The sequence below is a fragment of the Pseudomonas sp. 3296 genome (genome assembly GCF_031456615.1).
Lineage (GTDB): Bacteria > Pseudomonadota > Gammaproteobacteria > Pseudomonadales > Pseudomonadaceae > Aquipseudomonas > Aquipseudomonas mucoides.
Genome location: NZ_JAVDUY010000007.1, coordinates 65,032 through 84,197, shown reverse-complemented (window position 1 = coordinate 84,197; position 19,166 = coordinate 65,032). Strand labels below are relative to the sequence as shown.

The following is a 19,166-nucleotide window of genomic DNA, read 5'->3' as shown; positions in this document are numbered from 1 at the left end:
TAGCGCATGGTCTATGGTTGTTCCAGTCAGCGCGCAGGTCGCTGAAACCCACTCACAATCTTGTCACTCGCTGAGCCTTTGCCTAGCGTGCGGCCTAACTCATTTATTCAAGTGATGCCTTCGCATCGCTTGAATAAAGTGTTAGCACTCTGGCGTCACGAACGTTTAACAGAACCCAATCTGGAGATTTGTATGCCTGGAGATTTCCCTGACAAAAATGGGTGCACGCTAATAGTGGTCGATAAAAAAGACTTCAATCGCATTGTACTGAGTACAACCGCCACGACCTTTCATTGGCGCAGCGTCCCGGAGTATCGAGCCCCGGCCCAGGTCCATCTCGCCGATCTGGTTGAAAGGCTTCAATTGATAGCAGTTGATGGCTCAAGTCCAAGCCACGGCACAATGCATCTTGACGAAGATGACGCCTCAACACCTGAATTGCATATGCATGTTACAGGAGACATCGACGATCCAATTTTTAAAGAAAAAATACTTTCCGTGATTGAAAGCCTGACCACCCAGGGTCATTTAACCGAAGACGAACTGGCCTACATCAAGCGCGGCATAAAGGCACACAACGAATGGTAGCCGATGCTTATATAGCCGCACACTAAAACCCCCTTCTCACATCACGAACAATCCAATAAAAAGGAGGTGATTAGCACACGACAAACAAACACTTTACCGCCACTCGATATATCAACGAATCCGCATGAAAACAACTTTTCCATGGAGATAAGGTCATGGCTGCAATAACGAAAGCATTGTTGGGTCAAGATTTGTCAGACGAAATGAAAAATGAGTGTTCAGCGCATCTTGATACGCTGATGGCGCTGGGTCTGGCGAAATCCCAGTACTACGCGCAACTGATCAATACAGCGCTGTTGGGTGCCGGTCAGGGAACGGATAAAACATTCCCCATCTCAACCATTCAATCCTTCACCTACCAGACCAAAGCCTACACATCTGATAACGCCAAAAACATCACCAATGTCGTCAACGACTCCGTGAAAGGCTTCGTCGCGGGAGACAACGTATCCGCCGTGGGTACGATCGTCTCGGGCTTTGTCGACATGCTGTTTGGCTCATCGCAAGGTTCGGAAAGCGAGGTCAGAAGGTACTGCGCGATTCTTGAGGGCGCGTCGATGATTCGCCTTGATTTTGCGGGTTGGTCGCGCTCGGTGACTTCCACCTCGTTGAAAAGTAAATGCGATCAAGTCAGTGCATTTGTGCTTTATCGATCGATCGTGAATATGAAAGAGGTGTCGCTGAACGATTTCATCGCCGTGTATCAAATCACGGCGAAGATAGAGAACCCGACGCTGGACACCGCTGGCATCGTGAAAAAATGCCAGGAGTTGTACCTGTTGTTCAACCCGGAAAAGCGCAACGACGGTTTGCTCAGAGCCGCCCACACCCCCCTCGAAGGGGTGAATTTTCAACCAACGACAGGTCACCAATCGTTGGACGTCTTTAATAAGCACCTCACAACGCTGTAACACTCACCGCTGAGTGTTGGCGTATGGCAGGCACATCACAGGAACTCAAAAGCGCCGGCTTGCTTTGCTTTTGGCTCCTGCCGTGTGAGTGTCTGCCTGAGCCGCTCCGGTTAGAAGAAGATAACGCCGAAACAACCGAAGTCGACATCGCAAATCAACTTACCACTGGTCGATGCACTCTTGTTCTGTAGATTCTATTTATATAGTTTTGAGTCTACGGATCAATCGAGGCTTGACACATGGCAGTCCCTCTTCAGGCACCCGCATTCACCAAGAGCCAATGCGTTACGGGCTTGCGTGCAGCCGTGGGCATTCTCGAAAAATGGTCTGCGTCCAGTGAGCAGGCTTGTCGCATCCTGCGCATTTCCCGCAGCACCTACACCCGCGCCCGGCAGCAAGACCCCGAATGGGCGGTGGCGCTGGACGCTGACCAGATGCAGCGCATCAGCTTTGTCCTCAACATCCACGCAACCTTGCGCCTGGTTTTCGACAACCCGGAAAACGTCTACGGCTTTGTGTCGATGGCCAACGACAACGAGTTTTTCAACGGGCGTACCCCGCTCGAGATCATGGTCCAGGGCGATATGATTTCGTTGTATGAAACCTTTCGGCGCATCGATGTGCTGCGGGGCGCGCAATGGTGAAGGTGAGCGAACTGGCGGAGTGTGCCGGTGAGCGGTTAAAAGCCTACCGACTGGTCAATTCGAAGTATCCGCCCATCGCGCTGTTTGATGACGTGGCGGACGCGGACGAATTTGATGTGCTGTATCAGATACAGGCGCTGACCAATCCCCGGCTGCACAATGAAGTCGGTCGACTTGAGTTGATTGCCCGGGATCAGATCCCGTTCGGCATTCCTGGCTGCTCTTATGCGATCGCGCCGTTTACCCACGTTAACCCGGCGGGTTCGCGGTTCAGCGATGGCAGCTTTGGGGTGTTGTACCTGGCGGATACCATGGAAACTGCGCTCGCCGAAGTGCGGCATCACCAGAGTCTGTATTGGTCGAATGTCCGCAACCTGAACTATGAGCGCTTTGTGTTCCGCGGGCTGACCTGTGCTTTTGTCGACGCGGCGATGAAAGATGCGACGTCCATTGCGCTGACTGACCCGATCTACGCGCCCGACGATTACACGCATTCCCGCCAACTCGGCAGCTTAATCAAAAAAGCGCGATGCCCCGGTATTCGTTACCACTCGGTGCGTCTGCCAGGCAGTGACTGTTGGGCGCTGATGACGCCGCGACCGGTCGCATCGATTGTTCAGACGGCTCATTACGAGATGATCTGGAATGGGCAAATCACCAGTGTCAGCAAGATCAGTGAAGCGTGAATGCGTCTAAAACGGGGGCCAGATGCATCATTGCTGGCATCGATAGTCACCATTGACCCAATGAAGTTCTCTTAAAAAATCCACGGCGTAACATCCGCTCCATACCAACCCATAAACACCCCGGAGCACACCATCATGAAACGCCAAACTATCCTCGCTATCGCTTTCTCGGTCTTTGCAGTTAACGCTTTTGCCTCAACCTCTGCTCAACCTGTGGTCGCTGAAGGCGGCTCGGATCGCCTGATTGAAAGCCGAGTGGCTGAAGGGGGTTCGGATCGTTTGATCGAGAACCGTGTAGCCGCTGATGGTTCGGATCGCCTGATGGAAAACCGCGTAGCCGCTGATGGTTCCGACCGCCTGATCGAAAACCGTGTAGCCGCTGATGGTTCCGACCGTCTGATCGAAAATCGCGTAGCCGCTGATGGTTCGGATCGTTTGATGCAGAACCGCGTTGCCGAAGGTGGTTCCGACCGTCTGATCGAAAGCCGCGCTGCATAAATGCAGGGCTTTACCGCGGTACTCAATGAAAAGCCCGGCTTGATCAGCCGGGCTTTTTTGTGAGCTGTTTTTAGTGCACTCGCCACGCGGGCGTTGTACATGTATCGCTGATAACCATTAGGTCAACTCGGCATGCCGCATGAACCACACTGAAACCCTCGCCAAAATCCTGCTCGGCCCCTTGTTGCTCATGCAGGGCATTTACACCCGGAAGGTAACGCCCAGGCTGCCGGAAGCCGAGGGCGCACGCCAGGGCATGGCCGGCAGCGGCGTAGCCCTGCGGTTGTTGATTGTGGGCGACAGCGCCGCCGCTGGCGTTGGGGTGTCAACTCAAGACGAAGCACTCAGCGGCCAATTGGTCAGTGAGCTGGCCAATGATTACCACGTGTCCTGGACACTCTGGGCCAGGTCCGGGCTTGATTCTCAAGCGCTGCTGGGGTTGCTCGAAGACAACGTTCCAGAGGCCTTCGATGTGGCGCTGGTGTCTATCGGCGTCAACGATGTCACCAGTACATTGGCGGCTGACGAGTGGGTCGCCCGACAACATCGATTGATTGGCCTGCTACGCGAGAAGTACGCGGTAAAGCAGATCGTGCTGTCCCCGCTTCCACCCATGCACCTGTTTCCCGCGCTGCCGCAACCGCTGCGTTGGTACCTGGGACTGAGGGCCAGCGCCTTCAACGCGCGCCTTGCCGAGCTGGCGCAGAGCATCGATCACTGCACGCTGCTGACGACCCGGTTGGTCCCCGTGAACGGCTCGATGGCACGGGATGGCTTCCATCCGGGTCCTGCGATATACAGTCAGTGGGCGGACGATGCAGCGGCGGTCATCGGCCAACGTTCTCGCCAAAATACGCGCCTCGACATTGCACAACCCACAATAAAAATACAGGAGTAGAAAATGTCTGAACTGAACCTGCACCCCAACGCCGCCGCCTCCTTGCAGCAATGGCACGAGATGATCCGCACGGCGGACTTGAGCGCCCTGCCCGGCTTGCTCGACCCGCACGCCGTGTTCCGCTCGCCGATGGCGCACACGCCTTATCCGGGCGCGGCCGTGGTGTCGATGATTCTCAACACTGTCGTCAAAGTCTTCGAGGACTTCGCCTACCACCGCGAACTGGCGACGGCAGACGGCTTGAACGTGGTTCTGGAATTCAGCGCCAATGTCGGTGGGAAACAGTTGAAGGGCATCGATATGATCCGCTTCAACGAAACCGGAAAAATCGTCGAGTTTGAGGTGATGGTCCGTCCGTTGAGCGGCTTGCAAGCCTTGGGCGAGCAAATGGGACAACGCCTTGGGGCTTATCTGGCGGCCAGTAAAGCCTGATTCCAAACGCCTGAAACTCACGTCCCGCGCGGTGATATCACCGCGCGCGATCATCCATTGCCGACATCGATAGTCACCATCAACTCAATGAAGTTCTCATAAAAAATCCGCGGCGTAACATCAGCTCCATACCCACCCATAAGCACCCCGGAGCACACCATCATGAAACGCCAAACCCTTCTCGCTATCGCTTTCTCGGTTTTCGCAGTGAACGCTTTTGCCGCAACTTCTGCTCAACCAGTGGTCGCTGAAGGCGGCTCGGATCGCCTGATTGAAAGCCGTGTGGCTGAAGGGGGTTCGGATCGTTTGATCGAGAACCGCGTCGCCGAAGGTGGCTCTGATCGTCTGATCGAAAAACGCGTCGCTGAAGGTGGCTCGGATCGTCTGAACGAAAAACGCGTCGCCGAAGGTGGCTCGGATCGTCTGATCGAAAAACGCGTCGCCGCTGATGGCTCCGACCGCCTGATGCAGAACCGCGTCGCCGAAGGTGGCTCCGACCGCCTGATCAAGTATCGCGCTGCATGAATGAATAGCCTTCCCGCAGCATTCGACAAAAAGCCCGGCCTGACCCGCCGGGCTTTTTCATGCACAAAATAAATCAGCCCCCCTTAAAGCCGCTGCCGCACCTGTGGTACATAAGACCTGATTGTGAATTCTGCGCTCATCGAGGTTTGCCCATGCTCCGTTCGCCACGCCTGCCACAACTGCTGACCTGCGCCCTGTTCGGTGTATTCGCGTGCGGCACCCAGGCCGGTACGCCCTCCCCGGCACCTGCCAGCTTGTTGCCGTTGCTGGTGACGATCAACGAGCGCTTGAGCATTGCTGATCTGGTGGCGTTGACCAAATGGGACAGTGGCAAACCGATTCAGGATACCGCCCGGGAAACCCAGGTCATCGACAACGCCAGGAAGATGGCCGCGAGCCGGAAACTGGACCCGGAAGAGGTTGCCGAGTTGACGGCCGCACAGATCGAAGCCAACAAACTGGTGCAGTACGGCCTGCTCGCTCAATGGCACGCAGCGTCCAAAGCGCCGGACACTCCACGGCCAGACCTCGTCAATCAAATCAGGCCACGCCTGGATGAGCTGCAAAATCGCCTGCTGCAGCAATACGCCGAATTCGCGCCCTATCGCAATGATCCCAATTGCCCGAACTGGCTGGGGACCGAGCGAGCCAACCTGATCAAGGATCAACTGCACGGCCAGGCCCTGATACGCGCTACCGGGGAGCTGTGTATCGCGGCGCAATGAGATTGAACGACGCGTGGCCGAAGGTGGTTCCGACCGTCTGAATGAAAACCGCGATGCGTCAATGCGCGGTTTTACCGCGCTACTCAATGAAAAGCCCGGCCTTATCCGCCGGGCTTTTTTGCGCACGCCATTCAAAGCGTCTTAAGCATTCAACCCGATCCAGCCATGAATGCCGACGTACAAGCCCACCGCGATAATCAACACCCCGGACAGATAAGGTGCCCGACGCGCCACCGCTCCCAGCCACGGCCAGCGGTTGCTGGCTTGCCGCGCGCCAATGGCCGCCGCCGCGCCGACCGATACCAGCGTAATCGCCAAACCAATACTGAAGCACAGGACGAGCATGCCGCCCAAGGCCACTTCCTTGACCTGAAGGCAGAGCAGCAAAACGGTGATCGCCGCAGGGCAAGGAATCAGCCCTCCCGTCAAACCGAACATGATGATCTGGCCGGTGGTCACTTCACGGTTAGTGAAACGCTTGCGGATGTCATTGGCGTGGGCACGTTCATGCGCATCCTGATAACCGTCAATCGACAACTCCAGCCCTTGCAGTTCTGCGTGCGAATGCCCGTGGTCATGCTCCGAGTATTCCAGGTCGTAGTCATGCGAGTGCCCGGCATGCCCAAGACTCAGGCGAGCGCTGAATTCGTGGGGTTCGGGAATGTCGGTCGTCGATTGCAGAAAACCTTCATGCTCGACAAACGAGAACACTTGGGTGCTGCCGTCCGATCGCGTGGTCAACAAGCGGACATCCGAAGCACCCCAGGCATGCCCGCTCAACGCTTTCAGGCGCCAATGCGGCGGCATGCCGGTTTCGAAAATCGACAGTTCGATGCGGCCATGTCCGGTATCGATTCGCTGGGTTTCGTCGTGGTGAGCGTGATCATGTTCGCCGTGGTGGTGATCGTCACCTTGCTCGAACTTGAACATCTGTTCGCCACGCCAGGTGCGCCACAGCATCCAGAGTGCAATCAAGATAATCAGCGCCGCGGACGCGATCTGAAAATACGGCTCAGTGGTTTGCGCATCCAGCCCGTTGCCCAGGTACATGCCACCGATCGCAACCAGCCACACCACCGCTGTATGCGACAGCGTTGCCGCCAGGCCCAGTAGCACCGCCTGTTTGACCGAACCACGAATGGCCACGATGAACGCCGCCATCATGGTTTTCGAATGCCCGGGCTCAAGCCCGTGCAACGCCCCCAGCAGTATCGCGCTCGGGAAATAGAGCCACGCGTGGGCGCCACCCTGTTGGAGCAGTTCTGCGAAATTTGGCATGACAGGACCTATTTGGAGTAACGGCGGATGGCTTCGAGCAGTTCTTCGACACCCTTGGCCCGCTCCTCATCGCTGAGCTCCGGGTTGGCAACGTGGGCGTGGGCGTGAGCCTCGATGATTTCATCCATCAAACCGTTCATGGCACCGCGAGTGGCCGCGGCGAGGTGCAGGGTCTTGGCGCAATCAGCCTCCGACTCCAGCGCGCGCTCTATCGCCTGGACCTGCCCGGCAATGCGTCTTACCCGTTTTAATAGATCGTCTTTTTGCTCATGAGTGTGCGACATACCATACCCCCCCTACCTATACAGACAAGCATGATCACCTGCCGTTGGGAGAGATGCAATCCCCATGTGCAGGCAGTCATGTCAGGTAGAAAGAAACGGGGGAGCAGCGGACGCTAGTCGTAGAACGGCTCAACCGACACCCGACTGCCGACAAAAAAACTATCGGCCACCAATCGCAGCGGCTGAAGGTCCAGGTCGCTGGCGTTGTCGCCAATCAGCTGCTGGAAATGCCGATACACCGCCGCATATTCGCCCTCCTCCGATACGGCCTGGCGCACGCCGTCAATGCTCAACAGAGCACCACCATTGTCCAATCGCAGCACGCCTTCAGCGCAGCGGATCTCGATGCTCCAGAGTTCGTCGTGACCGTGGTCGAAATCGAACTCCGCGCGGACATCGAGGTGCCGTGCATCAGACATGTTGATCGACGCGGCAATCGGCGATTGGCAATTGTCGGGGACGCGCAGTTCGGCTGACTCGACAAACAGCGGCAGCGCCAGCAGATGGGTGACGATCGACAAGGCATTGATGCCGGGATCGAATACGCCCAGGCCACCGGGCTGCCAGATCCAGGCCTGGCCGGGGTGCCACTTGCGCACGTCTTCCTTCCAGTCGATCTGAACGCTTTGCAGGGTGCGGGTGGCCAGCCAGTCACGGGCGGCTTCGATGCCGGGTGCGTAGCGTGAATGCCAGGCGAACAAGCCGCTGACGCCTTGCTCTGCGGCCTGACTCACCAACGCCATCGCTTCACCCAACGTGGCGCACGGCGGTTTTTCGACCAGCACGTGTTTGCCGGCGGCCAACGCGTGTTGCACCAGTGCGAATCGACCTTGCGGCGGTGTGCAAAACGCAATCGCATCGACGTGCGGGCCACTTTCGAGCAGCTCGCTCAAGGACTGAAAGTTCTCTACCCCGGCGCAGGGTTGCCCTTGGGTGGCGACAGACACCAACTGGAACGCGGGGTTGGCGTTAATAGCGGGAACGTGTTGATCCTGGGCAATCTTGCCGTAGCCCACCAGGCCGAGACGAATCGGTTGCATCAATGACTCCTGTTTTTTTTGTCTTGTCATGGAACGCGAGCCGGCAAGATTACGTTTGTATGGCGTGGAAGTCATTGACAACATGCTGATGCCCGCTCCGCCCACACCTTCACAATCCTGTCATCCCCGCCTGCCAAGGTGCTGGTCTCGGCAGCCTGGGCAGCGGCGATAGACAGGCTCAAAACGGACAGCGAACATAAAAAACGTTGAAACACGGTGCAGCCTTATTCATAAGCATTGGGCTGCCCACTCTCTGTATTGAAGGAATACTGAATATGACGGATTGGCCACGGATGAAAATCCGCGCGCGATCGGTCCGTATGGCGCGATTTTGGACTGTATTTCCCGACCTTTAAACGTTGCTGGCGCTGACTGCATTGCCCCTGACGCCGACCAACGCATTAAACGCATTCACATCAAGCGGCCGGCTCAGGTAATAACCTTGGCCTTCATCGCACGCGACCCCTTTGAGCAAGCTCAGCTGCTCGGCACTTTCAATGCCCTCGGCCGTCACCGTGAGCGCCAACGCGCGTCCCAAGCCGACGATCGCCTGGATAATGGCCCGGTCATCCTCGCTTTCATCCAGCCTGTTCAAGAAACTGCGGTCTATTTTCAGGCCATCGAAAGGAAACGCGCGCAGGTAACTCAACGATGAATATCCGGTTCCAAAGTCATCCATGGAGATCCGCACGCCAAGGCGTTTGAGTGTGCGCATTATCTCAAGTGCACCCGTGGCATCTTCGAGCATCACGCTTTCGGTAATTTCCAGCTCGACCCGGGCAGGGTCGATTCCGGTGTCGTGCAGTGTTTTCTGAATGCGCTCGACCAGATTGCCGCGCTTGAATTCAGTCGATGACAGGTTGACGGAGACGAACAAATTCTCCGGCCATTTTGCGGCGCAACGGCATGCGGTCTGGATCACCCAGTTGCTCAGGAAAAGGATCAACCCGGACTCCTCGGCGATAGGGATAAACGTATCGGGGGGGATTAATCCGCGCTCGGGATGCTGCCACCGGACCAGTGCTTCGGCACCGACCATCTGACCGTCCAAGATACGATAGCGTGGCTGGAAATGCAGGCGCAGCTCACCATGTTTGATGGCGAAACGCAGGTCGTTTTCTAGCCGACGGCGCTCAATGATTCTGGCGTTCATATCGCCTGCATAAAAGCGCCAGGTGTTACGGCCACCCGACTTTGCCTCGTACAGCGCGATGTCCGCATAGCGTAGCAACTCGGTCGCTTCGCACGCATCATTGGGCGCCATCGCGATGCCGATACTGGCGCTGACAAACACTTCCTGCTGATCAATCTCTATGGACCGCTCAACGGACTCGATCAGGCGATGACACAGGGTCTCGACTTCTTCCTGGGAGCTCATGTCACTGAGGATCAGGACAAACTCATCGCCCCCGACCCGGGCGACAAGGTCGCCGTGGCGCACGCAGTCCGCCAGGCGACTCGATACTTCGTTGAGCACGCGGTCACCGGCGGCATGCCCGAGCAAGTCATTGACCGGTTTGAAGCGATCCAGGTCCAGACAGAGCATGACCAGCGGTTGTTCCACCGTCGGCATTGCCTTGAGTTTACCGTCAAGAAACTCCTGAAGACGGGTCCGGTTGGGGAGCCCGGTGAGGGCATCATGCTGGGAAAGGAATTCGATGCGCCGACGGGCTTCGACTTCATCCGTCACATCCGTTGCGGTGCCCCGAAACCCTGCGCCCGTCATGTCCCGGGCCGAGATACGCGTGATGCGCTCCTGCCCCTTGGCATCGACATAGCGGCATTGGATGCTGATGTCCGGACGACGGTTCGGAATGCTCAACCACTGGGTCAGCAAACCTAATTCGGTGGACAGCAGATCATTGATCGGCGCCCCGATCCAGGCGTCGCGGGAGAGCCCGGTGACATTTTCAAATCGATCGGACAAATAGGTAAAACGCCCACCATCCCCTATTTCCCATACCCAGTCCGAGATGGCTTCAACGACGTCGCGAAAGCGCGCTTCGCTGATGCCCAGGGCGTCCTGACTGTTCTGAAGCGAGGTGTAGCTGGCGTCCAGCGCCACCGCACTGGCGGTGGTGCGCCGCAAAATAACCCAGATCATCAGGCATACCAACAACGCGGCAATGGCGATCAATGGCAGCCCTACTCCCAGTAACCGCAGACCTGGACTGGACCGACGCCAAGACAAATTGCCGGCAGCACCGTTGTCCCCCAACGGCAAGAAGGACGTTGCGTCAAGATCATCAGCCGTGGCGACATGCAGGCCCTCGACCCCGAAATCATTACCTAATAGGTCAAGCTTGGCGCTGTCGAGAATGTCGACAAAAATCAACACCGACGGTAGCCGCGCATCAGACACCACGGTGGGGTCGGTTCCCGGTGTAATGGCGGCTGCCGCGACCAGGGCGGGTTTGCCTCCAATACTGATAAAGGCGGTGGTCGGTGTTTCTGATTCCGCGCCAGCACGAGCCTTTTCGAGAAGCGGCGCAATAGCGTTTCCGAGCCACTCTGCAGCTTCAACGGATTTCAGTTCACCCTTGATCACCGAGTAAACCGTGCGATTGACGTCGTTGACGACAAACAGTCCCTGAAATCCAAAATCGTTGTAAAGCGTTGGCCCGGCGTTTTGCCGTACATAGGCCCAATCCGGGTCTACTTGAACATGCAGGTGCTTGTACGCATCACCCCAAAATGCGTAGTCCTTGACGACTGAGCGCAGCGATTTTTCCAGCGATTGCACCGCCTTCTTTGTGTAAAACGCACTTTTGGCTTCCTCTGTCCGGTCTAAATCGTTTGCAAGATAAACCAGTGAAAAGCTGGCCAGTAAAAACACACCGGCTAACAGACCGACAAACTTGAACAGTGAAGTCCGTGCCAGCGACACGCTTGAACGATGAGAGAGGGAGTGGACGATAGAGGCGAGGCTATTCGGCATAAATTCCCGCTGGTCGTTGATGCAAGAGGGGTGTACACCACGTTATCGGCTGAATTAGCGAACTAATGAATAACCTGATTTTGCGCGTGACCGTTCACAATGCTCTCGCAGAGGGTAGACGAGGAATCTGTCCACTACTCGGAACACGTCAGAAATTTATGCCGGATATGGGAGATCAGCGATAACGCTGAGGGGTATTAATGGTTGCCGAGTGCGGCGCCTGAGAACGGATTTAAACAGGCGCCGAGTCCGAGGTATGGCAGATCAATGCTGCTTGGGTGATACCGACGTCCCGACTTTGCTCAACCCTTTGGTGTTGTGATCGCCTGGCGTCGAAGTCGCCACAGCTCGGGCTTTAGCTATGCCGCGAGTGTCTTTGGAGTGAGCGATGCCTGAAGTCGTTGAGCCATGACCGCGATCACCATTGCGATCACTGCCGTAGTGGTTACCACTTTCACCATGATCACGAACAGCTTTGCCGGCATGGTCACTGCTGAGCCCGTCGCCGCGCCCGTTACTGCTAATGCCGCCGGCGTGATCTGATCCGCTGTGGCCGCCGGCTGTACCGCCACCATGGCCACCGCCAACACCACCTCCGTGACCGCCACCATTACCGCCGCCGCCACCACCACCACCACCACCACCACCACCACCACCACCACCACCACCGTCCTTCGCATAGGCGGAATTCATGATGGACAGATTAGCGGGCAGTAATGGAGCCGCTGCAAGCATCAAGGCGCACGACATTACAGCAACGAAACTCTTGTTTTTTAAAAGCATGATTGCTTCCACAGGGTTGATATCACGTGTTTTAAGACGCGTCAGACCCCATTCAGTTCAAGTCCCGCGATAGACGGAATGTCTTTACTGCGCGATTGAAAACGAGACTCAAATACTAATCAAAAGCACCGTTGAGCACTTCGTAAATCAGCCCGGTGGCGAGGGCGACCAATATCAAGTCCGTGCCAGCTTGTTGCCATTCATATCCATCGTAATGAGGCAGTCTGCCGACTAACCGACCGTCCAGTTTTTTGGCAATACCCGGTGGTAACGGTTTGCCTCGCGCAAGGTTCTTTTGAATGCCCGGTGGCAATGCAGGCCCAGAGTTCCAGTAGCCCGGATACCCGCCAATAATTCCCAGGACATTGCCGCGATCAATGCTTGGGCCGTTGTCCCAATCGCCGCCCTTGCCTTGGTTTCCATGGGCCTGGTTGTTGTGCGGGTTTCCCTTGCCGTTACCCTGACCCTTTCCATTACCAGGGTCGGCTAATGCCGTTGTTGAGCCGACGATCAACGCAAGGCACGTAACGGCTGAAATAAATAAGCGAGATCTGATCATTGTGTCATTCCTTTTTCGTGGCAGGACGCTGTACTGAAATTTAGTACTGCAATCAAACAAGTGCGCACAATTTTGTGCGCAAAACATCAGAAATACCATTAATGAGCTATACCGGCTAATCCCCCCCGCAATTCTTCGACGCAGGAGTTTGGCCATGAAGTTAAGAAACTCACTGGCAGCGCTACTGGTCAGCGTAACCCTTTTCGGTTGCGCTACATCATCAAACCCCAGCGTGACCGTGCCGTTAGTTGCCACACGGCAGAATGCCGGCCAGATCGGCGATGTAACGCTGACCAGTTTTGACAATAAAACCGGACTCAGTTTCTTCATCAGCGGTGCGCCAAGCGGTGTCACCCTGCCCCTGCGCCTCTACACCTTCATCTATAAAGGCAGTTGCGAAAAACCCGGGGCAGTGGCGTACGCCATGAATGATCAGGTCAACACCGAACGCCAGCCAATACGCGGCTGGACGTTATCCAGAACCGCGCCTGTTGCCCTGTCGGTGTTGCTGGCGGGTGGGTATTCCATCGTCGTGCGAACGGCATCGACGGATGGCAATGTCGATATTTTCTGCGGGGATATCAAGCAAGGCAGCACGGCGAAATAGCCTCCCCTTAACTGGCATCAGGGTGTGCTTTAATTCGGGCACTTCAACAGCGAGTGAGAGTCCCCGGAATGGAACCCAACATCGCACACCTGTCCAGCTTCCACGTAGCCGGTCTGACCGTACGTACGAACAACCGCGATGAATCAACGCAGGACCGCGCAAAAATCCCCGGGTTGTGGGGTCGCTTTTTTTCCGACAATGTTGCCGAGAAGATCGCGCAACAGTTGACCGACGCGCCGATTGTCGGCGTGTATTCGGCCTATGAATCTGACGCGAGCGGTGCTTACGATGTGACGGCGGGTGTCTCGGTCAGTATGCCGAACCCGGACTTTGATAACGTCGAGATTCAGGCAGGCAAGTACATGGTTTTCGAAGCCCGCGGCGCCATGCCGGCTGCCGTTATTCAGGCTTGGGGGACTGTTTGGGCCTACTTTGAAGCGCGTCCACAGCTGCAACGCAGTTACGCCACGGATTTTGAATCGTATGGCGGTCCAGACGAAGTTCAGATTCATTGTGTAGCAGGCGTTCCGAAAAACTTTCTCATTTCGACAACACGTTTTTCACGAAACGCTTACAGAACAGAGCGCAGATTGAACTGACAAATGGATTTGACCCCAAACAGAGAGCCCGCCGAAGCGGGCTTTTTGTCGTTTATCGACTCAACCCTACTCCTCCGCGCGCCCCGTGCCTTCCCGATCGTGTTCATAGTGTCTGGTGAGCGGGAACGCCGGCAACCAGGACTCGCGACGCACGATCCAGCTTTCGTAAGTGGGCTTCAGTTGGTCAGGGGCATCCAGCGACCCCAGGTTCACTTCGATTTCATCGCCCGAGCGGGCGAAAACCGACGAGCCGCAGCGCGGACAGAAAAACCGCCCGGCGTAATCGCCTGTCTCACCCTCGATCGTCACTGCCGCCTGAGGGAATATCGCAGAGGCGTGGAACAGCGCCCCATGGTGCTTGCGGCAATCGAGACAGTGGCAAAGGCCGACCCGGTAAGGACGGCCCGAGGCCACAATCCTGACATTGCCGCACAGGCAGCCGCCCGTGAATCGATCCATGCTGCACCTCCTCTGGAGTCACGCATTCGCAAGGTGAATAAGAAGATAGCAGCACGGGGCGAACGCCATTCTTTCACTCACGTGGTTGTTCAATTTCCGACAAAAAAAGCCCCGTCACCGAAAATGCGGTGCGGGGCAAGAAAATTGGTTGGTTGCGGCCAACCAAAGGAGCGCTGTAAAAAACGTTAGCCGATGGCGTTCAGATGCAATCCTGTGCGGCGCGTTCAAAACTCGATGGCAAGAAGCTTGAGGCCAGAAGATGTCGCTCGTAGATGAACACCTTGCCGCCGTCCCCTGACTTGTAGGCTTCCAGCACGTTGTCCGTGGAGACTTTGCTCGGCACCACGATCCGGTAGCTGCGCGAGGTCTGCGAAACGGTCGGGCTCAACGCGCTGCCCTGCAATTTCGGGACGACGCAGTCGGCGTATTGGGCCGGGGTCTTGCGGGTCTGCAAGGTCAGGGTCGGGTCGTTGGGCGCGGAGGCACAACCGGCGAGCAACACTGAGGCAACTGCAGTGGCAGAAACGAATAAAGGACGCATCGGTCTCTTCCTGAAAACAAAATGTTCGGTTCATCACGCGGTTTTTTTTCAGCCGTGTGTTCGATGGGGGCGATTTTCCGACTATTGTCGACAAAGAAGAACTTGTGTTTGGTAATGGTCACTATTACGTCTAGCAATAGTTGCGCGCCACGCCGATGGATGCACACTCAAACACCCCCCACAAAAAGATTGATGAGGATCACGCCTTGAGAACCTTTGACCTGATCCGCGATGCGGTTTTGCCGGATTTTCGTGACCGGGTGGCCGAGTACCTGGTCCAGTACGAAACCGTGCTGATGAGCGAAAACCCGCCCGAGCCGGAGCTCTCGCGAGCCACGGCCAATCAGTTGCGCGGTTATTTGCGTGGGTTGAACACCACGCGGGTGCTGGGCATGGCGGAATGGGAGGAGCTGGATCGGCGGGTGGTGAATACGTGGCTTTAGCGCTGGACAAATGACCGGCTCGATCAACTGCGCCCGACGGAACCTGTGACCGGTAAATTACCCAGCAACTTGAGCCCCGTGGTTTTCACGAACGTCTCGTAATCCATCGGCCTCTCGATACGGGTTTCTGCGTTGGGCAGCACGTACGCCCAGGCGCGCTTCGACGAGGCGTCGTAAACCAGCTTGAACAGGCGCGTCGGCACCCAGACCTTGTTGTCGCCAATAGTGCTGTGGCCCGAATCAAAGATCGGGCCGGTAAAGACGAAGACGTTGCCATCGGCGCGCTTGGCAAACTTCCTGACATCCGACTCGACCTTGCTCCAGATCTTGCGATTGTTGGTCGGGTCCTGCGGCACCATGTTCGACAACGCAAAGGATTGGGCCATGGCGTTGGGGCTCGGTGCATCGGCGGCCGGGGATTGGTGGCCACGGTCCACGGCCGGGTGTTGACTGCGGTAGTCACTCAACTCTGCCCGCCCACCCTTGGGGATACGTGGGTCCGGGTAGAACTGGTTGGTGCGTTCCTCCCCTTTGGCATCCTGCAGCTGGGCGGCATTGAGTCGCTCAACCACCACCAGTGGCGTCTTGCTGGTTTGCGAGTACAGCACCGCGAAGTTGTCGGAGCACAACGCCAACGGATTCATGGTGGCCGGCACCGTGGCGATGTTAATCGGTCTGGCTGCCGGGAACAGATCGGCACAGCCGTCGAACGAGGCCTGTTTCTGTTTGTTTGAATAAAGGTCCAGCGCCGCGCCCTGGCTGATCGAACCCGAGCGGGACACCTGTTCCTGATGCTGGGTGGGCGGTTTGAGGAGATCCAGCAGGCTGCGGGCTTGCGCCCCGGTCGAGAGCAAAACAAGGGCCGACAGCCCAACTGCAATTTTGCGTAGGTACATGCGTGAGATCTTCGATTTGGATGGATGGAAAAACGTACGGCGAGTCCCGTTTCACGGAACCTGGTGAAGGCGATGGCGGATTATGTTGCGGTGAGCATGCTTTCACAGTCCTTGATCAAAGTAACGATGACGGTCGTGCGGGATTTATTGACCCTCACAATGCCCGTTAGTGCTGAGCAGCGTTTACATTAATCACAACGGAAGCAGCCGGTCCTGAAAAACACCTTTCATGACGAGCTACGAGGAAAGAGATGCTCTGCGACGGCGATCCCACCGAGGGTACTGCACCGTCTAATCTGAGTAGAGCAAGCCCCTAAACACGCCTCTTGATCAGGGGAAACAGGATGACCGAAAAAACAGCGCGCCACGGCTGGTCATGGGCCCTGCTCTCCCTGCTCGCCATCAGCCTGGCGCTGACAACAGGATGTTCAAGAAAAGTGCATAGGGATCCCTATGCGCTTTCAAGCTTCGGCTCAAATTGCTATGCGAAAGCGCTACCCACTACCGGCGAGGGTGGTCTGGCCTGGGGCGACACCTTGAACATGGCGCGCAAGAAATCCATGGACAATTGCATACGCTATGCCGGCCGCTCCGGTGGCACGCCGAAGACCTGCCAGGTGGTGGTCGCGGAGTGCAAAAATCAATAGCGGCCCAAGACGGCGGACCAGAGCTTAACCCTGCCGCACAATGTCGACCGAGATCTCCACCGCCGTTACCGTTCCTCTGTTCTCCAGCCAGTGTGTAGTGTTCCTGTCTTCCGGCCAGCCCACTCCCGGGCCATAGTCCGTGGCGACACCGTTGCGGTGATCGGTGATCGTTCCTTGCAGGATGTAGACGGTGCCGGGTCGGTCTACATGGTTGTGAATCGGCCCGAAGACGCCTCCAGGCTCGATGGTCACCCTGCGCATTCTGAGTTGGCGCCCTGCCATGCCCTCGATCTCAGGACCCAGGTCAATCGTTGCCAGTAACTGCACCGCAACGCCTTTTGTCTCGGGTGCCGCCTGTTCGTTACTCATCACGTGTTCCTCTCTCTACAGACCAGGCCTGACTAGCAGTAAACACCCTTAAAGCGTGTGTGCACTCGTGAGGCGACAAAGGTTCGATCAGCGGTTCAGACGTGTCATGAAATGAAAAGAAGGTGTCGTCGAATGAATGGTCGGCCACAAAAAAATACGCGTAAAACACGTCACTAACCGTAGTGGCGCTGCGCCTCTTTCGTACCTCCAAATCATAATAATAATCCGAAGAAGGATCGCGTTTTATGCGTGTGAATTTGCCCGTAACCGAGCATGAAAGACTCTTCCCCGCCGATCAACGGTTGATCTCCACAACCGACCTCGATAGCCGAATCACTTACTGCAATGAAGCGTTTGTGGCCATCAGCGGTTTCACCCATGACGAATTGATCGGCCAGCCACATAACCTGGTCCGACACCCTGATATGCCACCCGGGGTCTTCATTCATATGTGGCACACCATCAAGCAAGGCAAACCCTGGATGGGGATTGTGAAAAACCGCGCGAAAAATGGTGATTTCTATTGGGTCAGTGCCTACGTCACACCCATCTATGAAAGCGGACGCATGAGTGGTTACGAATCGGTTCGCTCGGTGCCCACTCGCGACCAGATCCGCCGGTCCTCGGCACTCTATGCGAGGATGCGGGCCGGCAAGCCGATCGTTTCGCTGAGTGCACGGATTTTCCGGCCGATGCAACACGGCTGGCCATTATTGATGGCAGGCGTGGTTTCACTTCTGGCTGATCAGTGGCTACCGAAAGTGGCGGCCCAAGGGGTTCTGCTGGCGAGCCTGGGTATCGCCTGGTACTTGATCGAGTCCCGACATCGCCGAGCCATCGAGCGCACTTTGGCCGAGCATCCGAAAGCCTTTTCCGATCCGTTGGTCGCGCTCACCTTCAGCGACAACCACGGCCCCCAGGGTCGGCTGGACATGGCCATGCTCAGTGAGGAAGCACGCTTGCAGACCGCCTTGTCCCGACTGGTGGATGCCGGGATCAATGTGAAGGCCAAGGCCGCACAGTCCTCCGAACTCTCGGGGGCGCAAGCGCAGTCACTGGATCGCCAGCGCAGTGAAACGGATCAGTCCGCCGCCGCCATTTCGCAGATGGCGGCAACGAACCAGGAAGTGACGCAAAACGTCATGAACACCGCGCATGCCGCGTCCGAAGCCGACCAGTTGACTCGCGAAGGCAGTGAGCTGGCCGTGCAAAGCCTGAGCGCCATGCAGGCCATGAACGATGCCGTCAACGAAATCGGCCAGGCGGTCAACGCATTGGCGATCGAGACGCAAGCCATCGGCAGTGTCGTGGACGTCATTACGTCCATCGCCGAACAGACCAACCTGCTGGCGCTGAATGCGGCGATCGAGGCGGCCCGGGCAGGTGAACAAGGGCGCGGCTTTGCCGTGGTGGCCGACGAGGTGCGCTCCCTGGCACAACGCACCCGCACCTCCACCGAGCAGATCCACGGCATCATCGCGTCACTGAACATGGGCGCCGATCGCGCCGTCTCAACGGCCAGCCGGGGTGAGCAGATTTCCCGCGACAGCATGCAGCGTGTCGAGGCGGTACAGTCGGCGCTGGTCGGCATCAGTGAAGCCGTCAGCCGAATCACCGGCATGAGCCAGCAAATGGCGTCGGCCTCGGAAGAACAAAGCCACGTGACTGAAGACATCAATCAGCAGATTACGCGGATCGCTCAGCTGTGCGATCACAGTGCCGGGCAGGCCAAGCAAGGTGCTGCGATCAGTCAGGATCTGGAGGAAATGGCGGAGTACCTGCACGGTTTGGCTGAGCGATTTAACCGATAGGTTTA

At 56.9% G+C, this 19,166-nt stretch carries 24 protein-coding genes; 14 read left to right on the top strand and 10 right to left on the bottom strand.

What is annotated here, in order from left to right:
- Positions 1-192 precede the first annotated feature (192 nt).
- The 9 genes from J2X66_RS19690 to J2X66_RS19650 all read left to right on the top strand — a co-directional run bounded on the left by J2X66_RS19690 (position 193) and on the right by J2X66_RS19650 (position 5,907).
- The gene (locus J2X66_RS19690; RefSeq protein ID WP_310267354.1) at positions 193-588 is read left to right on the top strand and encodes a hypothetical protein; all 396 of its coding nucleotides are present in this window, start codon (positions 193-195) and stop codon (positions 586-588) included.
- Positions 589-743: 155 nt separating this feature from the next.
- Positions 744-1,499 carry a hypothetical protein gene (locus J2X66_RS19685; protein ID WP_310267352.1) on the top strand — a complete coding sequence of 252 codons (756 nt, stop codon included), beginning with the start codon at positions 744-746 and terminating at the stop codon, positions 1,497-1,499.
- A gap of 239 nt (positions 1,500-1,738) precedes the next feature.
- Positions 1,739-2,143, top strand: a complete 405-nt coding sequence (locus J2X66_RS19680) for an antitoxin Xre-like helix-turn-helix domain-containing protein (protein WP_310267351.1) — start codon at positions 1,739-1,741, stop codon at positions 2,141-2,143.
- The gene (locus tag J2X66_RS19675) at positions 2,137-2,829 is read left to right on the top strand and encodes an RES family NAD+ phosphorylase (protein WP_310267349.1); all 693 of its coding nucleotides are present in this window, start codon (positions 2,137-2,139) and stop codon (positions 2,827-2,829) included. The genes J2X66_RS19680 and J2X66_RS19675 overlap by 7 nt, the downstream gene beginning before the upstream one ends.
- Before the next feature lie 135 nt (positions 2,830-2,964).
- Positions 2,965-3,327: a hypothetical protein gene (locus tag J2X66_RS19670; RefSeq protein ID WP_310267347.1), complete on the top strand. Its 363-nt coding sequence runs from the start codon at positions 2,965-2,967 to the stop codon at positions 3,325-3,327.
- 139 nt (positions 3,328-3,466) lie between these two features.
- Positions 3,467-4,225: an SGNH/GDSL hydrolase family protein gene (locus J2X66_RS19665; RefSeq protein ID WP_310267345.1), complete on the top strand. Its 759-nt coding sequence runs from the start codon at positions 3,467-3,469 to the stop codon at positions 4,223-4,225.
- Positions 4,226-4,228: 3 nt separating this feature from the next.
- A complete protein-coding gene (locus tag J2X66_RS19660) occupies positions 4,229-4,657 on the top strand; it encodes a nuclear transport factor 2 family protein (RefSeq protein ID WP_310267343.1) in 429 nt (142 codons plus the stop codon).
- Between the two features lie 162 nt (positions 4,658-4,819).
- Entirely contained in the window at positions 4,820-5,182 is a 363-nt protein-coding gene (locus J2X66_RS19655; protein ID WP_310267342.1) for a hypothetical protein, read from the top strand.
- Between the two features lie 152 nt (positions 5,183-5,334).
- Positions 5,335-5,907 carry a chorismate mutase gene (locus tag J2X66_RS19650; protein ID WP_310267340.1) on the top strand — a complete coding sequence of 191 codons (573 nt, stop codon included), beginning with the start codon at positions 5,335-5,337 and terminating at the stop codon, positions 5,905-5,907.
- Between the two features lie 141 nt (positions 5,908-6,048).
- On the opposite strand, the gene J2X66_RS19645 is transcribed toward J2X66_RS19650, so the two are convergent.
- From J2X66_RS19645 to J2X66_RS19620, 6 genes are all read right to left on the bottom strand, one after another.
- Entirely contained in the window at positions 6,049-7,185 is a 1,137-nt protein-coding gene (locus J2X66_RS19645) for a nickel/cobalt efflux protein RcnA (RefSeq protein ID WP_310267338.1), read from the bottom strand.
- An 8-nt stretch (positions 7,186-7,193) separates the two neighbouring features.
- A complete protein-coding gene (locus J2X66_RS19640) occupies positions 7,194-7,469 on the bottom strand; it encodes a metal/formaldehyde-sensitive transcriptional repressor (RefSeq protein WP_140670407.1) in 276 nt (91 codons plus the stop codon).
- A 113-nt stretch (positions 7,470-7,582) separates the two neighbouring features.
- Complete coding sequence (locus tag J2X66_RS19635) at positions 7,583-8,509, bottom strand: Gfo/Idh/MocA family oxidoreductase (protein WP_310267335.1); 927 nt, start codon at positions 8,507-8,509, stop codon at positions 7,583-7,585.
- Positions 8,510-8,861: 352 nt separating this feature from the next.
- Positions 8,862-11,447: an EAL domain-containing protein gene (locus tag J2X66_RS19630; RefSeq protein ID WP_310267333.1), complete on the bottom strand. Its 2,586-nt coding sequence runs from the start codon at positions 11,445-11,447 to the stop codon at positions 8,862-8,864.
- 264 nt (positions 11,448-11,711) lie between these two features.
- Positions 11,712-12,230, bottom strand: coding sequence for a hypothetical protein (locus J2X66_RS19625; RefSeq protein WP_310267331.1), 519 nt, complete (start codon positions 12,228-12,230; stop codon positions 11,712-11,714).
- A gap of 115 nt (positions 12,231-12,345) precedes the next feature.
- Complete coding sequence (locus tag J2X66_RS19620; RefSeq protein ID WP_310267329.1) at positions 12,346-12,789, bottom strand: anti-virulence regulator CigR family protein; 444 nt, start codon at positions 12,787-12,789, stop codon at positions 12,346-12,348.
- Between the two features lie 154 nt (positions 12,790-12,943).
- Here J2X66_RS19620 and J2X66_RS19615 point away from each other — a divergent pair, with 154 nt between their 5' ends.
- Both J2X66_RS19615 and J2X66_RS19610 read left to right on the top strand, forming a co-directional pair.
- Positions 12,944-13,396, top strand: coding sequence for a hypothetical protein (locus J2X66_RS19615; protein ID WP_310267327.1), 453 nt, complete (start codon positions 12,944-12,946; stop codon positions 13,394-13,396).
- 68 nt (positions 13,397-13,464) lie between these two features.
- The gene (locus tag J2X66_RS19610) at positions 13,465-13,995 is read left to right on the top strand and encodes a GyrI-like domain-containing protein (RefSeq protein ID WP_310267325.1); all 531 of its coding nucleotides are present in this window, start codon (positions 13,465-13,467) and stop codon (positions 13,993-13,995) included.
- Positions 13,996-14,061: 66 nt separating this feature from the next.
- On the opposite strand, the gene J2X66_RS19605 is transcribed toward J2X66_RS19610, so the two are convergent.
- Both J2X66_RS19605 and J2X66_RS19600 read right to left on the bottom strand, forming a co-directional pair.
- Positions 14,062-14,454: a GFA family protein gene (locus tag J2X66_RS19605; RefSeq protein WP_310267323.1), complete on the bottom strand. Its 393-nt coding sequence runs from the start codon at positions 14,452-14,454 to the stop codon at positions 14,062-14,064.
- 199 nt (positions 14,455-14,653) lie between these two features.
- The gene (locus J2X66_RS19600) at positions 14,654-14,995 is read right to left on the bottom strand and encodes a hypothetical protein (RefSeq protein WP_310267321.1); all 342 of its coding nucleotides are present in this window, start codon (positions 14,993-14,995) and stop codon (positions 14,654-14,656) included.
- A 206-nt stretch (positions 14,996-15,201) separates the two neighbouring features.
- On the opposite strand from J2X66_RS19600, the gene J2X66_RS19595 reads away from it, so the two are divergent.
- The gene (locus J2X66_RS19595) at positions 15,202-15,438 is read left to right on the top strand and encodes a hypothetical protein (protein ID WP_310267319.1); all 237 of its coding nucleotides are present in this window, start codon (positions 15,202-15,204) and stop codon (positions 15,436-15,438) included.
- A gap of 23 nt (positions 15,439-15,461) precedes the next feature.
- Here the strand turns inward: J2X66_RS19595 and J2X66_RS19590 are convergent, their stop codons facing one another.
- A complete protein-coding gene (locus J2X66_RS19590; protein ID WP_310267317.1) occupies positions 15,462-16,334 on the bottom strand; it encodes a DNA/RNA non-specific endonuclease in 873 nt (290 codons plus the stop codon).
- 344 nt (positions 16,335-16,678) lie between these two features.
- Here J2X66_RS19590 and J2X66_RS19585 point away from each other — a divergent pair, with 344 nt between their 5' ends.
- Positions 16,679-16,981 carry a DUF4189 domain-containing protein gene (locus J2X66_RS19585; RefSeq protein WP_310267315.1) on the top strand — a complete coding sequence of 101 codons (303 nt, stop codon included), beginning with the start codon at positions 16,679-16,681 and terminating at the stop codon, positions 16,979-16,981.
- A 24-nt stretch (positions 16,982-17,005) separates the two neighbouring features.
- On the opposite strand, the gene J2X66_RS19580 is transcribed toward J2X66_RS19585, so the two are convergent.
- Entirely contained in the window at positions 17,006-17,350 is a 345-nt protein-coding gene (locus J2X66_RS19580) for a cupin domain-containing protein (RefSeq protein WP_027924643.1), read from the bottom strand.
- Between the two features lie 245 nt (positions 17,351-17,595).
- Here J2X66_RS19580 and J2X66_RS19575 point away from each other — a divergent pair, with 245 nt between their 5' ends.
- Positions 17,596-19,161, top strand: a complete 1,566-nt coding sequence (locus J2X66_RS19575; protein ID WP_310267313.1) for a PAS domain-containing methyl-accepting chemotaxis protein — start codon at positions 17,596-17,598, stop codon at positions 19,159-19,161.
- Positions 19,162-19,166 lie beyond the last annotated feature (5 nt).

Bases quoted from the DNA above. Each gene is read 5' to 3' on its own strand.
- J2X66_RS19690 (WP_310267354.1), top strand. From the start codon at position 193: ATGCCTGGAGATTTCCCTGACAAAAATGGGTGCACGCTAATAGTGGTC.
- J2X66_RS19685 (WP_310267352.1), top strand. From the start codon at position 744: ATGGCTGCAATAACGAAAGCATTGTTGGGTCAAGATTTGTCAGACGAA.
- J2X66_RS19680 (WP_310267351.1), top strand. From the start codon at position 1,739: ATGGCAGTCCCTCTTCAGGCACCCGCATTCACCAAGAGCCAATGCGTT.
- J2X66_RS19675 (WP_310267349.1), top strand. From the start codon at position 2,137: ATGGTGAAGGTGAGCGAACTGGCGGAGTGTGCCGGTGAGCGGTTAAAA.
- J2X66_RS19670 (WP_310267347.1), top strand. From the start codon at position 2,965: ATGAAACGCCAAACTATCCTCGCTATCGCTTTCTCGGTCTTTGCAGTT.
- J2X66_RS19665 (WP_310267345.1), top strand. From the start codon at position 3,467: ATGAACCACACTGAAACCCTCGCCAAAATCCTGCTCGGCCCCTTGTTG.
- J2X66_RS19660 (WP_310267343.1), top strand. From the start codon at position 4,229: ATGTCTGAACTGAACCTGCACCCCAACGCCGCCGCCTCCTTGCAGCAA.
- J2X66_RS19655 (WP_310267342.1), top strand. From the start codon at position 4,820: ATGAAACGCCAAACCCTTCTCGCTATCGCTTTCTCGGTTTTCGCAGTG.
- J2X66_RS19650 (WP_310267340.1), top strand. From the start codon at position 5,335: ATGCTCCGTTCGCCACGCCTGCCACAACTGCTGACCTGCGCCCTGTTC.
- J2X66_RS19645 (WP_310267338.1), bottom strand. From the start codon at position 7,185: ATGCCAAATTTCGCAGAACTGCTCCAACAGGGTGGCGCCCACGCGTGG.
- J2X66_RS19640 (WP_140670407.1), bottom strand. From the start codon at position 7,469: ATGTCGCACACTCATGAGCAAAAAGACGATCTATTAAAACGGGTAAGA.
- J2X66_RS19635 (WP_310267335.1), bottom strand. From the start codon at position 8,509: ATGCAACCGATTCGTCTCGGCCTGGTGGGCTACGGCAAGATTGCCCAG.
- J2X66_RS19630 (WP_310267333.1), bottom strand. From the start codon at position 11,447: ATGCCGAATAGCCTCGCCTCTATCGTCCACTCCCTCTCTCATCGTTCA.
- J2X66_RS19625 (WP_310267331.1), bottom strand. From the start codon at position 12,230: ATGCTTTTAAAAAACAAGAGTTTCGTTGCTGTAATGTCGTGCGCCTTG.
- J2X66_RS19620 (WP_310267329.1), bottom strand. From the start codon at position 12,789: ATGATCAGATCTCGCTTATTTATTTCAGCCGTTACGTGCCTTGCGTTG.
- J2X66_RS19615 (WP_310267327.1), top strand. From the start codon at position 12,944: ATGAAGTTAAGAAACTCACTGGCAGCGCTACTGGTCAGCGTAACCCTT.
- J2X66_RS19610 (WP_310267325.1), top strand. From the start codon at position 13,465: ATGGAACCCAACATCGCACACCTGTCCAGCTTCCACGTAGCCGGTCTG.
- J2X66_RS19605 (WP_310267323.1), bottom strand. From the start codon at position 14,454: ATGGATCGATTCACGGGCGGCTGCCTGTGCGGCAATGTCAGGATTGTG.
- J2X66_RS19600 (WP_310267321.1), bottom strand. From the start codon at position 14,995: ATGCGTCCTTTATTCGTTTCTGCCACTGCAGTTGCCTCAGTGTTGCTC.
- J2X66_RS19590 (WP_310267317.1), bottom strand. From the start codon at position 16,334: ATGTACCTACGCAAAATTGCAGTTGGGCTGTCGGCCCTTGTTTTGCTC.
- J2X66_RS19585 (WP_310267315.1), top strand. From the start codon at position 16,679: ATGACCGAAAAAACAGCGCGCCACGGCTGGTCATGGGCCCTGCTCTCC.
- J2X66_RS19580 (WP_027924643.1), bottom strand. From the start codon at position 17,350: ATGAGTAACGAACAGGCGGCACCCGAGACAAAAGGCGTTGCGGTGCAG.
- J2X66_RS19575 (WP_310267313.1), top strand. From the start codon at position 17,596: ATGCGTGTGAATTTGCCCGTAACCGAGCATGAAAGACTCTTCCCCGCC.